At 46.9% G+C, this 14325-nt stretch carries 16 protein-coding genes; 7 read left to right on the forward strand and 9 right to left on the reverse strand.

Annotation, left to right across the window (positions count from 1 at the left end; translation table 11 throughout):
- Positions 1-11 precede the first annotated feature (11 nt).
- The 4 genes from LEPBO_RS0101700 (at position 12) to LEPBO_RS42760 (ending at position 2482) form a co-directional block, all read left to right on the forward strand.
- Positions 12-1166 (forward strand): PrsW family glutamic-type intramembrane protease, encoded by a 1155-nt coding sequence (locus tag LEPBO_RS0101700; protein WP_017285797.1) that lies wholly within the window; start codon positions 12-14, stop codon positions 1164-1166.
- A 144-nt stretch (positions 1167-1310) separates the two neighbouring features.
- Entirely contained in the window at positions 1311-1916 is a 606-nt protein-coding gene (locus tag LEPBO_RS43250) for an SH3 domain-containing protein (protein WP_017285798.1), read from the forward strand.
- 74 nt (positions 1917-1990) lie between these two features.
- Positions 1991-2260, forward strand: coding sequence for a hypothetical protein (locus LEPBO_RS0101710; protein WP_017285799.1), 270 nt, complete (start codon positions 1991-1993; stop codon positions 2258-2260).
- A 78-nt stretch (positions 2261-2338) separates the two neighbouring features.
- Entirely contained in the window at positions 2339-2482 is a 144-nt protein-coding gene (locus LEPBO_RS42760) for a hypothetical protein (RefSeq protein WP_017285800.1), read from the forward strand.
- An 8-nt stretch (positions 2483-2490) separates the two neighbouring features.
- On the opposite strand, the gene LEPBO_RS0101720 is transcribed toward LEPBO_RS42760, so the two are convergent.
- Positions 2491-3633, reverse strand: a complete 1143-nt coding sequence (locus LEPBO_RS0101720) for an IS4 family transposase (RefSeq protein ID WP_017285525.1) — start codon at positions 3631-3633, stop codon at positions 2491-2493.
- 90 nt (positions 3634-3723) lie between these two features.
- Between LEPBO_RS0101720 and LEPBO_RS35825 the strand changes: the two genes are divergently transcribed.
- Positions 3724-5385: a mechanosensitive ion channel family protein gene (locus tag LEPBO_RS35825; protein WP_017285801.1), complete on the forward strand. Its 1662-nt coding sequence runs from the start codon at positions 3724-3726 to the stop codon at positions 5383-5385.
- 88 nt (positions 5386-5473) lie between these two features.
- Here LEPBO_RS35825 and LEPBO_RS0101730 read toward each other — a convergent pair whose 3' ends face one another.
- From LEPBO_RS0101730 to LEPBO_RS40765, 7 genes are all read right to left on the reverse strand, one after another.
- Entirely contained in the window at positions 5474-5764 is a 291-nt protein-coding gene (locus tag LEPBO_RS0101730) for a hypothetical protein (protein WP_026148350.1), read from the reverse strand.
- A gap of 161 nt (positions 5765-5925) precedes the next feature.
- Positions 5926-6456 (reverse strand): hypothetical protein, encoded by a 531-nt coding sequence (locus LEPBO_RS35830; protein WP_017285803.1) that lies wholly within the window; start codon positions 6454-6456, stop codon positions 5926-5928.
- A gap of 511 nt (positions 6457-6967) precedes the next feature.
- Positions 6968-7495 carry a ribosome maturation factor RimM gene (gene rimM, locus LEPBO_RS0101740; protein ID WP_017285804.1) on the reverse strand — a complete coding sequence of 176 codons (528 nt, stop codon included), beginning with the start codon at positions 7493-7495 and terminating at the stop codon, positions 6968-6970.
- 3 nt (positions 7496-7498) lie between these two features.
- The gene (locus tag LEPBO_RS0101745; protein WP_017285805.1) at positions 7499-8767 is read right to left on the reverse strand and encodes a valine--pyruvate transaminase; all 1269 of its coding nucleotides are present in this window, start codon (positions 8765-8767) and stop codon (positions 7499-7501) included.
- Positions 8768-8848: 81 nt separating this feature from the next.
- Positions 8849-9031, reverse strand: a complete 183-nt coding sequence (locus tag LEPBO_RS0101750) for a hypothetical protein (RefSeq protein ID WP_017285806.1) — start codon at positions 9029-9031, stop codon at positions 8849-8851.
- A gap of 288 nt (positions 9032-9319) precedes the next feature.
- On the reverse strand, positions 9320-10282 hold the full coding sequence (locus LEPBO_RS0101755; protein ID WP_317135179.1) for an isoaspartyl peptidase/L-asparaginase: 963 nt from the start codon (positions 10280-10282) through the stop codon (positions 9320-9322).
- A gap of 52 nt (positions 10283-10334) precedes the next feature.
- Positions 10335-10493, reverse strand: coding sequence for a DUF2256 domain-containing protein (locus LEPBO_RS40765; protein WP_071596137.1), 159 nt, complete (start codon positions 10491-10493; stop codon positions 10335-10337).
- A 60-nt stretch (positions 10494-10553) separates the two neighbouring features.
- Here LEPBO_RS40765 and LEPBO_RS0101765 point away from each other — a divergent pair, with 60 nt between their 5' ends.
- Both LEPBO_RS0101765 and LEPBO_RS41625 read left to right on the forward strand, forming a co-directional pair.
- The gene (locus LEPBO_RS0101765) at positions 10554-11273 is read left to right on the forward strand and encodes an RNA methyltransferase (RefSeq protein ID WP_017285808.1); all 720 of its coding nucleotides are present in this window, start codon (positions 10554-10556) and stop codon (positions 11271-11273) included.
- 148 nt (positions 11274-11421) lie between these two features.
- Positions 11422-12801, forward strand: coding sequence for a serine hydrolase (locus LEPBO_RS41625; RefSeq protein ID WP_051077752.1), 1380 nt, complete (start codon positions 11422-11424; stop codon positions 12799-12801).
- Between the two features lie 15 nt (positions 12802-12816).
- On the opposite strand, the gene LEPBO_RS0101775 is transcribed toward LEPBO_RS41625, so the two are convergent.
- On the reverse strand, positions 12817-14166 hold the full coding sequence (locus LEPBO_RS0101775) for an FAD-dependent oxidoreductase (RefSeq protein WP_017285810.1): 1350 nt from the start codon (positions 14164-14166) through the stop codon (positions 12817-12819).
- Positions 14167-14325 lie beyond the last annotated feature (159 nt).

Raw genomic sequence — 14325 nt, forward strand, 5'->3', positions numbered from 1 at the left:
CAATGACTAGGATGATTACTCTAATCGATCCGGTGGTCAAAGACTACCTGCTGTACAATTCTCGCTGGCGATCGCCTGTCAGCAAGGCGATCTTATTGGGGATCATGGTCGTCGTATCGGTGCTAGCGTGTTTCGGTCTCTACGCAACCAACAACCCATTTTCCGTTTGGCTTTGGGTTCCCTATGCTGCCGCAGGCTCGATTTTGGGCTATTTCCTACTTGCTTTTCTAGATCGAGAGCGGCGCGTTCGCTTCTTTCATTTCCTCACCATCACCAGTGTTGTGTTCATCACTGCTCCTGCTGCTGCATTCTTTAACGATCGATCTCCTTTTCCAAGGGTAACCGTTGGATTTGTCGAGGAGGGGCTAAAAATTTTACCCGTCCTCTTGTTAGCAATTTACATCCCGAACCTGATCCGGACTCGAAAAGACGGTATCGTTTATGGAGCGCTAGCAGGGATGGGCTTTAACGTTATCGAGATAGGAGCCTATATCGCTGATTTGATCCATAAATCTCCTGTGTTGGATGTTATGGTTCAACAATCGACGCGCTTCGGATTGTGGGGATTAGGCACTCACATTATCTGGTCGGCTTTTATCGGAATGGGAATCGGGTTCGCAGCAGAGTCAACACAGCGTAGATGGCACAAGTGGAAACGATTTGTTCTATTTTATTTGCTCATTGCTGTGATGCACAGCGCCTATGATCTGGGTCTGCTTATTGTTGGCATGATGCTTATTGCTAGTGCTGTGGCTTTCTTGCGAGGCATTCCTGTAGACCTTAGCAGCACAAGTCAGATGTATAGTCCGATATGGGAAGGAATGCGATATGGGGCATACATCTACAACATTGTTTTAATCATTATTCTAGTGGTACAAATCAGACGATCGTTTCGGTTGGAGAACAGACTGCAAGCGGCCGAGCTGTCTACTGAAGAATTGACTGTGGTTCCAGAAGAAGAGTTGAAAAAAGTCATGAGCGAACGACTGTTCTTTAAGCGAAAGTATCAGAACTTTCCAAAAGCGCTCGGATCAAAGATGGTACTTTACCAGAATCTATTAGCAATGCAGAAACACACAGCAACACAGTTCGGGCTTCGCATAGACGAAGTAGAGCCTGTTAGCAGACTACGAAATGCAATTCGATCGCTCAGGACAAATCATTGATTCTTGTTCACAAAGGCAGTTTGAGCGATTTGATCATTCTTCAGATTTTCTCCATGTTCAACAGTCTCAGCATGTCCGTAACATGATTCTTAGCTTCAGCAATGTAAACCAGTTTGAAACATCATTTTTAGGAGTGTCATTCCAATGAAACGAAACCTAATTTTACTGTTAACCACGATCGCTTCCGCTAGTTTTGCTGTACCTGCTAAAGCTGATACTGTAAATGCCCGTTGCGAATACTATCCAAATGGACAAAGTAAAGCAACCGTTTCAATGTCTTGTAAGTTCTCTCAACGGCAGGGCAATATTTCCATCGAATGGGCAGATGGAATTCGCAATGAGTTTACACCGACTGGAAGCAGCCCTGGTAACTTTGTCGATCAAAGAGGTGGTGCTGTTTATCGTCAGTCAGGACTGGGAGACAAAGGGCAGATTTTCAAACTGCCTAGCGGTTTGGTCTATGTGTACTGGAGCACAGCTTCTACAACCACCCGACCTGCACCCGCGGCTCCAAGAGGCATTAGTACACTAAAAGCCAGCAGTGCGAATGCTCAGATTAATGTGCGATCGCAGCCGACCGTCAACTCCAGTTCATCCAGCTACGGAGTTCCAGGCGACAAAGTGAGTGTTCTTCAATGTGTCCAAGACAGAGATACTGCTGGGAGTGACCTGAATTGGTGCAAGGTGCAATTTGTCCAATCGAAAGCGATCGGCTGGGTTCGCAGTGACTTCATCCTCTTTGCAGAATAGTAGATCGCGCAGCAGGTAGATCTCCTGCAAAAAAATCAACAAACTGTCCAAATCAATTTGCTTTAAGACAACCCATGAAATCCTCAAAAATTTTAGCTCCTATCTTCCTCGGTTTGCTCGCTCTTACCGGAACAAGTTCTGCTAACGCTCAAGCTGTGATTGATACCTTAGACAATGGCAATCTAAGCGTAACTGGAATGAGACCCAGAAGTGGCTGCACGGTACTGTTTAATCCTCAAGGAGAACTTCTACAAAATGGGCGCTCCTGTAATTTGAGAGACATCAGTGAAGCTCAATCTGTGATCGATAGCTATCTGCGGGAACAAGACTCAGGTCTCTATTAAATTGAATCCGGAGTGGTTGCGTTACAGCGCAATTCGTAGTTTAGTTCCATAGCGGGGTTAAATCTGTAGGAGCTATCTATGCGTAGATTGTTTTTTCGTTCTTCTCTGATTCACTTTGCCTTAGGCAGCGTGTTTGTCTTCAGCTTAGTTCTTGGCTGGACTCCGTTCGCTCAAAGTCAACTGCCCCCACTGCCAACGAATGCTGCTAATCTCAAGGGGTGACAACGAAGCTAGAGAGCAGACTGGATCAAGGAAATGGCATTGAGACCTCGCTGAAAAAAGGGACGTTTTTGCGGCTTGAGTGCCATCAACTTGGTCGCCAGAGTTGACCACAATTGCAAGGGTTCAATCCACAACCTGCCATACAAGCCAATCCAGAAATTGCTATGTCGGTTTCGGGTTCGCTTCGGCTCCTTGACTCGACCGACGTAGCATTGCACTTGCTTTTGGCGAATGCGTCGTCCCTGAAGCGTTGAGAGCGAATAAGCAATGGCAATCAGAACCAGTAGTGCATTGAATCGGCGTGAATCGGCATGGCAATCTTCGAGATGATAGCCACCGGATTTGTAGTCTTTGAACAGCGGCTCAATGGAGAAGCGATTAGAGTAAGCTTTCAGAGTTTGTTCGGCACCGACGAGATTGGTCAGCAGATACCAAGCATCAGAATTCGATTGACGGTAGGCGCGTTTTTGGCGCAAGACTAAATTATGCTTGCCGAACCCGCGATTTTGCGTGACTTGAATGTGCAGATATTGCTCAGTGATTCCGGGCGTTTGTGGCAAATCGTCGAGGCGAGTAAACGCATCGCTGTCATTCGGTTTGATGGTCGTACTTTTCGGTAAACGGAACACGAATTTGACTTGTTTTTCCACACACCAAGCAGCAAGCTCGATACTGTGAAACTCACGGTCTCCGAGCAAAATGAAGCGATACTTTTTCAACAGATGAAATACCGGACATAACACTTTTCGTTGTTCAGCCAGCGAACTCTGTCCTTGCTTGTTCAGCCACATCCAGTGCAATGGGATTGCCCGCTTCTGGTATACAAGACTCACCATGATCAAGTTATGGTTTTGCCATTGCGTCCGGTCAACCACCAGGTGAAGCGGAGTTCTACCTGAGTAATGTCGTTTGATCCACTGCTTGACAATCGGAAACCAGATCGCTTGTGGAGTCAGTTGCGGCAGACTCAAGAATCGCTGAATATTCCGCCGTCTGCTCTCAAATAGAATCGGTTGCGGAAACAGGGTCGCTATCCGTTCAATCGTAATTCTTCGCTCTTTTTGCAACAGTTCGACCAAGATTTCTAGCGTCACAAATTGCGCTTCCGTTAATTGCGATTGTAAACAGGTTTGATAGAATGAGGGCAACATCTTTTAGATTGATGGGGTGAAACAAGTGGAATCACCTCATTTTTTCTGTCTCTCAATGCTGCTATCCGGCATCCTTTCTACCGTTCAGTCGTGTCGTCACCCCTTAAGGCTGCTAATTCTTCGTTCACTCTACCTGATGGGGTAAATCGCTATGGGGAATATGAAACGGCTGCGATTCGATCGCCTTTAGATAGCAAAGTCTTATTTGAGGTAACTTCACCCACGATTCTGAATCGAGACAAAGTTCCAGACGATAAACTACCGATCGAGATTCGAGCCAGTGAGGTGAATGAGCGGTTGTGGCGAGTACTATCTCGAACAATTGAGGCGAAACAGCCTCCAACAGTAGCGATCTCAACTTTGAATAAACACCTAATCCTTCAGATTAGTGACGGTCAATCTACTCGCCCGATTCGATTAGTAACAGTGACAGAACCGGATGCTGACTTCAATGGAAAACCTCTGGACGAATTAGCAGAAGAGTGGAAAAAAATTCTTCAAGCTGAAATGGTTCGGTTCAAGCAGATGACCGCACCAGAAGTCTTACGGCAACGCATTGGACAAGCATCACAAATCTTACTAGGATTGCTAGTGTCGAGTGGAGTGATCTGGTTACTGAGGCGAAGTCTAACTCATCAGCAAAACTTAATAGAAACTCGGTATCAGCAACAATTAGACGCGCTTGTAGAAGAAGAAAAAGCGCAGCAATCAGAGATCCCCGAAGAAACAGAAGCAAGAGAAATTGCAAATCTACGATCGCGGTTTTTAGCAACTTTGCAACATCAATTTAGCCTAAAGCGGCAATTAGACTTTAACAAGTTTCTCAAATGGGCACTGCTGTGGATATTCATCCTGATGTGGTATGTCGGCATTGCTCATATCCTGTCGATCGTTCCCGTTTTGATGAGGTGGGGCTTTTACTTATGGGCAACGCCCGTCGCACTCTTAATTCTCTGGTTTGGCATCAGTTTAGCGATCCGAATCAGCAAAAGTTTAATTGATCGCTTGATGCACTCTTGGAAACAGAGTTCGCTGCTTCCGTTAGGAGAAGCTCAACGGGTCGTCATGAGAAGTACGACGATCGCGGAAGCCTTGAAAGGACTAATTACTTTTGTTTTAGTCATGGTTGGAATCATCTGGACACTGGATCTATTCAGCGTTCCGACGAGTTCAATTTTGGCGGGAGGCGCAGTCATTGGTTTGGCGATTTCTTTTGGGTCTCAAAGTCTGATTAAAGATCTCGTCAATGGTTGCTTGATTTTAGTGGAAGATCAATTTGCGGTCGGAGATGTGATTCAAATTGATCAGCAGAGCGGTTTGGTAGAAAATCTCAATTTGCGGGTAACTCAACTGCGAAATAGCGAAGGTCACCTGATTACAATTCCGAACAGCACGATCGCAAATGTTTGTAATCTCACCCGTCTCTGGTCACGGATTGATTTTTCGATCGTAGTTGCTTATGAAAACGACCCCAAACGAGTGCTTGATGTCCTAAAGCAAGTTTCACAGCAAATGTATGATGATCCCCAATGGCGCGATCGCATACCCGAACTGCCTGAAGTCTTAGGAATCGATGATCTCTCGCATACCGGAATGCTCGTGCGCGTTTGGATTAAAACAGCCCCAATGGAACAATGGAGCGTTGGGCGAGAATTTCGATTACGAGTTCGGCAAGCTTTTGAAGCGAATCAAATTCAGATTGGCAAACCTCAATTGATCACTTATCACACAGATTTCAACAAAATTTCCTAACCTGGAGCATGATTTCGCTCATCATCGACGGAGCAGAACAGGTCTGTTGAACTCATGATGAGGGCAAACTGCCCCCACAACTTATGAGTCAAAATTCCACATTGCTACCAATGAGATCGATCGCTTGATCTGCTGTAATTAACCGTTTCAAAACCACTTGCCCGATCGAGCTTGACTCGACATTTTCAGTAGGCTTGACTTCGACCATTAAAATTTCATCTTCAACACGATAAAGCCAGAGCTTTTCGCCATTTTCCCAAATACAAATATTCAATCGATCAATTTGAGGTTTGCGTCTCCAGGCGGTCTCATTCCACAAGCCACCTAGCTCCCAGACTCGACCCACACTCCAACCATCGGATAGAAAAAAATACTTCACCAGCGTCACCAAAAGCTTAAAGAGCAAAAATTTGCCTAAACCTTAGCGCTAAACTGGGACGATTCAGCTGAATTTAACCAATTTTTCCAAGAGTTCAGAGAAAGCGGGTGCTGTTTAAACTTGAAATCAATCAGCACCCACACTTAACCCCTGCATTTCATCTACTTCCAAACGCGAGTTTGATAGTTCTGCTTGCACGTATTCAAAATTCGCTGATCGTTTGCACTCACTTGTTGAATGCGGTGGTAGCCTTCTAGGCTCACCGGAGATGCAACCGGATTTAAGCGCGATGCAACGGTTGTCTCAGGTTGCTCGGTTGCAATCACATAAGGATTCTCAGAGCGATCGTATGTGTCGATCACCATGAGCGAAAGCTTTTCAGGCTCAACTGAACCATAGGTACAATCGAACGAGGAATTTGGCATGTAGAGTGCGCCAACTAATTTGCCTTGCCGAGATTCAAACACAAAGTAAGCTTGACCAAGTTGATTCGGCTGTGCAGATTGCCCATACAGGTAAACTCCATCCGGCAGTGTGGTTGCCTGCGCCATTGCAGTGTTAACCAGAGTGCGGGGAGCAGCTTGAGCAGGTGCATTCATCGCCATTAAACCTGCAACCGCAAGCGAGAAGCCAGCAATCACGGGGGTTACCTGTTTAACAGGGGCGAGGAGGTAAGTCAGTAATGCTTTCATGGAATGCCCTCTCAATAAATAAAGTCTTTAACAGGGGGTGCGAGGATGCGGTTGACTGAGTTTGATTTCACCACGGGGGCTAGTGAATAGTTTCAGTCACGGTCTACGTATTACTACTCCCTCTTAGGAAGTCATTTCGGAAAGCGGAAGGCAGATATCTGAAAATTTTTCTGATGGGATCAGTCTGATCAACACGGCGGAAAAATGAGCGATCGAACATGCAAATATCGACTCTGCTATTGCATAGCGTTGCCGACACCTTGCCCTAAATCTGCTACATAACCATCAAATCATGCCTGTCATGTTGGGATTACTTGACAACGTGACAGTCCAAATTCTGACTACTTAATCCCTAGCTTCACAATTCACTAATCCTTACTCTGTCTTGAACAATCCAGTTTTGTAGCGGAGCTAACCTTTATTTAAGCTACCATGCGGAATTAAACAGATTTGTTTTAGTAATAATCGTTTACTTATCCGAGATAACCGGATGGCGATAGAGCGATTTAGCCTAGAGATCCAGCAATCCAGGCGGAGGGGTAATCTCAATTCGGCGTTGCGCTAAGTCAACTACGGGCACGATCGCTTCGACAAATGGGATTAAGATCGTTCTGCCTTCCGGCGTAACTTTTTTGACTTCTAATAAATCATGTCCAGCCGGAATCACATCGCTGACTGTTCCAATTAATTCTTGACTAGCTTGTTCATATACCGATAAGCCCAGCAGGTCCGCAACATGAAATTCGCCTTCTTCGAGATCTGGTCGATCGCTATCAGGTACGAGCAGTTGACAGCCGCGCAGAGCTTCAGCAGCATCGCGATCGCGAATGCCTTTAATTTGAATCACATATAAACCTTTGCCATCGAGATAGCGACCGGAGACGAGTTCGATCACTTCGGGTTCGGTTTGGTTAGGGCGCAATAGCCAGCGCTCTCCTGGTTCTTCAAATCGCTCGGGAAAATCTGTGTTGGGATAGACTCGCAGTTCGCCTTTTAGTCCTTGCGCCGCAACAATTTTACCGATTTCTAAATAACCCATGCTTTATCTTCCATAAACTTGCTCTGCAACTTGCGCGAGTCGTTCCATCGCAGTTTGTAATTCTAAATCAGTTCCAGTCAAACTGATTCTTAAGCATTGTTGTTTGTGTTGCCAGTCCTCTCGTAAGCCTGGGAAGAAAGTGCTACCCGGAACAACAATGACTCCAACTTGTTTCAATGCTTGATAAAATTCCCAATCCGTGATCGGTAATTCGTCCAACCAAAGCCACGCAAAGATTGCGCCTTCTCCACGGTGAAGATACCAAGGCAGCGTTCGCGGCATACTACGATCGAGCGTTGCTTCAACAATCTCAATCTTATGTTGGTAGAACGGTCGAATCACATTGGTTGAAATTTCAGCAAGTCTGCCGGATTGAATCGCGCGCGCTGCGATCGCTTGTCCATATCGCGGGGAATGAATGCAGAGATTCGTTTGAAAACATTCGAGGGTGTGAATAATTTCGGGTTCGCCAATGGCAATTCCAATCCGTTCTCCAGGCAATCCTGCTTTCGATAAACTCATACAGTGAACAACATTCCCTCCAAAACGCGGAGTCATGTCTGTAAAGTTTAAGGCTGGATAAGGCGGAGCGTAAGCAGAATCAATCAACACTGGCACATCATACGTTGCTGCCAGTGTTGCAATTTTATTCACTTCATCGTCACTCAGCACGTTCCCCGTAGGATTACACGGACGGGAAAAAATGACACATCCCGTTTGTTCATCAATTTGTAACTGATTGAAATTTGGACGATACTTAAAGCGATGGTTTTCTTGATCGATTTCTAACTCAGGCCGATAGGCAATCAGCGCTTCTGGAGTCAGTGTGACCCCGCCATATCCGGTATAGTCTGGACTCAGAGGAAGAACAATCTTTCTCAGTTCTCCGCTCGCGGTGTAACCCCCAAATGCATTAGCTGCATAGAAGTAAAGGCTTTGGCTGCCGGGCGTGATCAAGATATGTCGATCGCTCAAATTTAAGCCATATCGTTGATTAAAATCTTGAACGATCGCATCAATTAACGGTTGATACCCTTGACTTGCACCATACCGACAAACAACCTCACTGTATTCGGAACTAGCAAGCAGTTCTGTCGTGCAATCTCGCCAAAGTTGTTCTACTTCGGGCAAAATTACTGGATTGCCAGCACTGAGATTAATGAAAGTTTGTCCGGCTCCGGCTCGTAACGTCTCAATAATGTCCTTCATGATTGCCCGGACTCCGGACAGACGCGACATATCGGTTCCGAGTTGGCTTAGCGCAGGATTCATCAGAGATTACAACTAATAAGGGAATCTTGATGCTACCGACGAAAGGCACACTTCAAACATTAATTTTTGCTGCTACCGTGCTTAAGGATGGCGAAACACTTGCTCAATTTTCTGAACCGCTTCGACTTCGCTCAACAAGCGATCGGCTTGACGAAGGGTTTCACAAGTTTTTGGGGCATTACCGATCGCATGATAAGTGACACCAAGCTGATAAAACGCTTGAGCGACCTCGACTTTGAGTTGATAAACCTGTGCCAGTGCCATAACACAACGCTTGGGGAAGGGTGACTGATGCGGAAATTACGGAAGGGGCAAATCTCTCAGGGGGAGTGAGAGATTGCAGATAGATATCGGAATTGCCCTGATATCAGGATCTTAGGGAAAGTCTCACACTTGAGGGCTGAGGGGTGAGACCCCCTAAACATAGACGACCTTACTTCGGTAGACTTGCCTATCTCTACGTAAAAGCATACCTACGCATTTTCCTCAGCACATCCGTAGATACGCATAGGTTTCTCAGTAATTTCTAGTCAGTGTACGGAATTTTAACTGTCACACAGTTCCGACTTCCATTCCGTCTGGCAGTTCTAGCGTGTCACCAATCCGATCGCCAGTATGATACGCCGCTAAAAGTACCTCGCTGGTTTTCCCCCAGCCGATCTCTCCGGTTGCAGTCAGTCCGATTGCGCCAAAATCGCGGCGGTTTTTCTCGGCTTCTTTGAAAGATTTTTCAAACGAGCTGTATAACGAATGTCCATCTGTCACACGAATGACGATTTTTGCGGCTAAACATTCATCGATAATGTCCTCGCCGATGCCAGTACAGCTAATCGCTGCCTCTGAAGTTGCGTAATTTCCCGCAGGCATTGCAGAATCGCTGACGCGTCCAATCCGCTCAAAGCCTTTTCCGCCTGTCGAGGTGCCAGCAGCAAGTCGTCCATGATGATCCAATGCCACAACGCCAATTGTGCCTCGTCCAGCCGATTCCGAGATCAATTCTTTTTCAGCGACAACGCCTGCCATGGCGCGGTTAAAGTTGCCTTCGCGCTCTTGAATCCACTCTTGTAAGCGCAATTCGGTGAGGGGATCATAGAGAGGAAGTTGCAATTCTCGCAGCAATTCGGCTGAACCCATATCTGATAAAACGCGATCGTCAGACGTTTGCAAAAATAAGGCAAGTTCGATCGGGTTTTTGACCCGTGAGGTGTTAATCACTCCGCTAAATCTTTGCCGTGCGCCATCCATTAAGGCAGCACTCATGCGAATTTGACCATCGGATTGCAAGACCGAGCCAGTTCCAGCGTTAAACCGGGGATCATCCTCTAAAAGTTGGCATCCGGTGACAACCGCTTCGGTTGCGGTCGCACCTGCAAGGAGAAGGGCATAGACTTCTTCAACAACTTTGTGCAGCGATCGCCGAACCGCCTCGGCTCCCCCTTTACCTTTGAGCGAACTTCCGGCTCCACCATGAATGATCAACTTGGGCTGAACGCGATCGACAGACATGCTAGGCATCCTCGTAATTGGGATTAGATAGCACAAAAGCTTATCATGTCAGGGTTCTCCGTTACTCAGAGGCACGCTGATTTTTGCGGTTTCGACAGCGATCGGAACAGTATTTCACCTCGTCCCAGCAATCTGCCCATTTTTTCCGCCAAGTGAAAGACAGACCGCAGACGGGACAGATTTTGGTGGGAAGATCGGATTTGGCGCGATGGCGGGGCATGACAGTAGGCGGGATAAGATGAGGTTTGCTTTTCTCTAGCTTACTTTTTACGATTTGATCATGCCGGAAGTTTCTCAAGTTCGGATTGTCTTAGTCGAGCCTGCGGGTGCGTTAAACGTGGGGTCGATCGCGCGGGTGATGAAAAATATGGGGTTGCATCAGTTGGTTTTGGTAAATCCCAAATGTGATTTGCAATCGGATGATGCTCGGAAAATGGCGATGCGCGCGATCGACGTTTTAGAAGCCGCAAAAATTGTGGAGTCGATTCCGGAGGCATTGGTGGGATGTCATCGGGCAGTAGCGACTGCGGTGCGATCGCGGCTGGACACGACATTGGAACATCCTCGTCAGGCATTGCCTTGGTTGTTGGAGCCGGGATTAAATACAGCGATCCTTTTTGGGTCTGAAGATCGGGGCTTAAGTAATGATGAGCTTAAATATGCTCAGCGATTTGTGTATATTCCGACGAGCGATCAGTATCAATCTTTGAATTTAGCTCAGGCTGTCGCAATTTGTTGTTATGAGCTTTTTCAAATGCCAGTAACTTCGGAGACATTCACTGATTTGTGTTCGTTAGATGCACTCGATCGCTATTATCAACATCTCGAATCGGTTTTATTGAAAATTGGATATTTGCAACCGCACACCGCAGCAAGTCGAATGGAAAAATTTCGCCATCTGTTTAATCGGGCTGAACTTTCAGAAGCGGAAGTTTCCTTGCTGCGCGGGATTTTGCGGCAAGTGGAATGGGCGATACAAACAAAAACTTCTGAAGATTAGACAATTGGATCGGATCAGTTTCACGAAGTCAATGTAAAATCCCTAAGACATGTAAGGTGACACAACGCAAATCTCGGATTCAAAAACGAAGACGGATAGCGTGCATTTTGCGAAAAACTTGACGCTTGATCAACGGAGAGAATTTTCAATGTGGGACGGAACTGACGAGTCAGGATCAAATTCAAACCGCTCTGAGATTGGTGTGCGTTCTCGTATTGCACAAGCGCCACGATCGCGCCGTCGTCCGGTTGAACCCCGCCGCAGTTCTGAACCTGAACCGCCTCGCACTCGTCGAGCACGGCGCACGGACAAAACAATGGAAAAAACAGCGGAGTTTCCTAAGTCTCGCACTCAGCAAGCTCGTCGCCGTTTAGAAGTGGTTCCACCGCCTGAGCCGCGTCGTTCTAAACCTGCACGCAAAACAGTAGCCCCGCCCCGTCCCAAAAGCGCATCTGCACTAGCCTTTCTCTACGGCACTCGATTGCTGATTTTAGGCATTGGAATTGGGGTGATTGCAGGAACGAGTTTATCGATTTTTGATCCAGCCAGTCGCACGACAGCAGAAGCTCCTAAAACTGAACAATCCCCGCCTGCTGCTCCCAGCACGCCGACATTGCAGCTAGAACTTGCTCAAGAGATTGGCGGACTGAAAACTCAGATTCAAAGCGCGATCGCACCGCAAACTCAATTAACCCCTGGCTTAATGGTGGTTGATGCAGATACGGGTGCTTACTTTGATATCAATGGCTCGAATGCGATCCCTGCTGCTAGTACGATTAAGTTTCCGATTTTAGTTGCTTTTTTTCAGGCAGTTGATGAAGGTAAAGTTCGATTAGATCAACCTCTGACTCTCAAAAAAGAACAAATTGCAGCAGAGTCTGGTGACTTGCAAGATTCTCAACCGGGTTCGCAGTTCCCGGCAATTCAAGTTGCAACGAAGATGATTGATATTAGTGACAATACTGCGACGAATATGATCATTGATCTCTTGGGTGGAAAAGAGGCAGTGAACCAACGGTTTCAAGCTTGGGGACTGACCAATACCGTCATCCAGAATGCTCTACCAGACCTGCAAGGCACGAATACGAGTAGTCCGCGCGATATGGTAACACTCCTCAGTGCAGTCAATAGTGGCAAATTAGTCTCAATGAGATCGCATGAAAGAATGCTGACCATCATGCGGAAAGTAGTGAACAATTCATTGATTCCACAGGGGCTAGGACAGGGAGCAGTGATTGCTCATAAAACTGGCGATATTGGCATGATGTTGGGAGATGTGGGCATGATTGATTTGCCAAATGGGAAGCGGTACTTTATGGCTGCAATGGTGAAGCGTCCTCACAATGACGATCGCGCGGGTGATGCAATTCGCAAAATGTCTGAGTTGACGTACCAATATTTCAATCAGCAGCCGGAGGCGAGTTCACCGAGTCCGACGCTGAGTCCACAGACGAACCCAACGATGAGTCCGCCTGTCAATCCACAAGGCGCAGAGCCATCGAATCCATCGACGATCGCGCAGCCTTGATGAAATTTTCGGGGTCTAGACCTCGATTTCAGCAGCGCGATCGGCATTAAACCAAGTGCGATCGACCGTACAGCCGAGATGTTGCTGAATGCGTAAGAGATCGGTTTCCGCATTGCCTAAGCAGGTCGTTGCTCCAGGTGAAGGCGTCACATTAAACCGGATTCCGCCGCCTGGATCAATCTCTGCTTGTCCTAGGATTAATTTACCTTGGGTCTTATCAATCAATTGCGGACGAATTCCACCGACTTCGTTCGCAAACTCAAGATCTGAAAGCCGTAATGATGGCACGATCTTTTGAGCATCCTTGAGAAACAGACGACGATTGACAACAGGAATTTCAAAGGCAAAGTTTTTGAAAATGTAATTGCGAATGTCTCGAACCTTGAATAAATCCCAGAGCACACCACTGACACTCCGATCGAGACGCAGCACTTCTAAATAATCTACAAAAGTCTGCAAATTGTAGCGCTCTAGCAGCGGTAACGGCAGTGCTGTCGGTCCAAAGCGCGTCTTTCCAGGCATGGTGACATCTGGATCGCCATGAATGGCAGCAAAAGGCAGTTTGTCATTCTGCACCGTGTAGACTTTGCCATTGAGCACTTGCGGCGTGTAGTAAAAGTTTCCTGCGATCGGTAAACACGAATATTCCAAACCGATGCCCATCCGGTGTGCAAATAGTAAACTGTGTCCGCCTGCTGAGACGACCACAAATCGAGCCGTAATCGTAGCATCTGCGGTCGTAATACGATAATTTTCGCCGACAGGCTCGATCGATTGCACAGGATTGCCTAATCTTAGATCGACGGTCTTGCCTGAAACTTCCTGTGCTTGCTTCACCATCGCCTGTGCCAGAGCACCATAGTTCACGGCAGTATATTCATTCTGAATCGCGATCGCGGCTAATTCTTCCGGTCGCTCCTGCCCATTGAGTTGCACCACATTCGGTTCAAGCTCAGCAATTTGAGCTTTTTCGAGCAGCTGCATGTTCTGAAAATGCGGCTTAAAGTTCTCGTACCGTTGCCGGACAAGATCACTCTCTTGAGATCCAACACCCACAACCATTTTGGGATAGCGGTAAATCACGCGATCGCGAATTGCAGGCGGTAGTTGGGTGGCATAACGCACAAGCATATCTGCGGAACGACGAACTTTCAGCGCTTTTTCCAAGCTGTAATTCGTTTCGATATCGCCGCAATGAATGGTTTGACTATTGTTCGTTGATTTGGAATTGACCGTCGCAACCTGTGAGTATTTTTCAATCAGTGCCACACGTTTCAAATCCGTGAACGTTGCCAGGGAATAAAGTAAAGCGGCTCCTGCAACGCCACCGCCCACTACAACCACATCATAAACTTGCTCTGTCATTTCCTAAGTGCCGATCGAGATTTACCTAGAGGGTGTTTTTAAAGGATAGAAAGACTCTGCGCTCACATTATGATTCCGCACCGAAATAGAATGCTATCAGCGCTCACCTTTAAAACACCTTACCTAGACTAACGTATGCCCGTGTAGAATATGCGCTGG

The sequence above is a fragment of the Leptolyngbya boryana PCC 6306 genome (assembly GCF_000353285.1).
Classification (GTDB): Bacteria; Cyanobacteriota; Cyanobacteriia; order Leptolyngbyales; family Leptolyngbyaceae; genus Leptolyngbya; species Leptolyngbya boryana.

Bases quoted from the DNA above. Each gene is read 5' to 3' on its own strand.
- LEPBO_RS0101720 (WP_017285525.1), bottom strand. From the start codon at position 3,633: ATGTTGCCCTCATTCTATCAAACCTGTTTACAATCGCAATTAACGGAA.
- LEPBO_RS41625 (WP_051077752.1), top strand. From the start codon at position 11,422: ATGTGGGACGGAACTGACGAGTCAGGATCAAATTCAAACCGCTCTGAG.
- LEPBO_RS0101700 (WP_017285797.1), top strand. From the start codon at position 12: ATGATTACTCTAATCGATCCGGTGGTCAAAGACTACCTGCTGTACAAT.
- LEPBO_RS0101745 (WP_017285805.1), bottom strand. From the start codon at position 8,767: ATGAATCCTGCGCTAAGCCAACTCGGAACCGATATGTCGCGTCTGTCC.
- LEPBO_RS43250 (WP_017285798.1), top strand. From the start codon at position 1,311: ATGAAACGAAACCTAATTTTACTGTTAACCACGATCGCTTCCGCTAGT.
- LEPBO_RS40765 (WP_071596137.1), bottom strand. From the start codon at position 10,493: ATGCCCCGCCATCGCGCCAAATCCGATCTTCCCACCAAAATCTGTCCC.
- LEPBO_RS42760 (WP_017285800.1), top strand. From the start codon at position 2,339: ATGCGTAGATTGTTTTTTCGTTCTTCTCTGATTCACTTTGCCTTAGGC.
- LEPBO_RS0101755 (WP_317135179.1), bottom strand. From the start codon at position 10,282: ATGCCTAGCATGTCTGTCGATCGCGTTCAGCCCAAGTTGATCATTCAT.
- LEPBO_RS0101775 (WP_017285810.1), bottom strand. From the start codon at position 14,166: ATGACAGAGCAAGTTTATGATGTGGTTGTAGTGGGCGGTGGCGTTGCA.
- rimM (WP_017285804.1), bottom strand. From the start codon at position 7,495: ATGGGTTATTTAGAAATCGGTAAAATTGTTGCGGCGCAAGGACTAAAA.
- LEPBO_RS0101710 (WP_017285799.1), top strand. From the start codon at position 1,991: ATGAAATCCTCAAAAATTTTAGCTCCTATCTTCCTCGGTTTGCTCGCT.
- LEPBO_RS0101750 (WP_017285806.1), bottom strand. From the start codon at position 9,031: ATGGCACTGGCACAGGTTTATCAACTCAAAGTCGAGGTCGCTCAAGCG.
- LEPBO_RS0101765 (WP_017285808.1), top strand. From the start codon at position 10,554: ATGCCGGAAGTTTCTCAAGTTCGGATTGTCTTAGTCGAGCCTGCGGGT.
- LEPBO_RS35830 (WP_017285803.1), bottom strand. From the start codon at position 6,456: ATGAAAGCATTACTGACTTACCTCCTCGCCCCTGTTAAACAGGTAACC.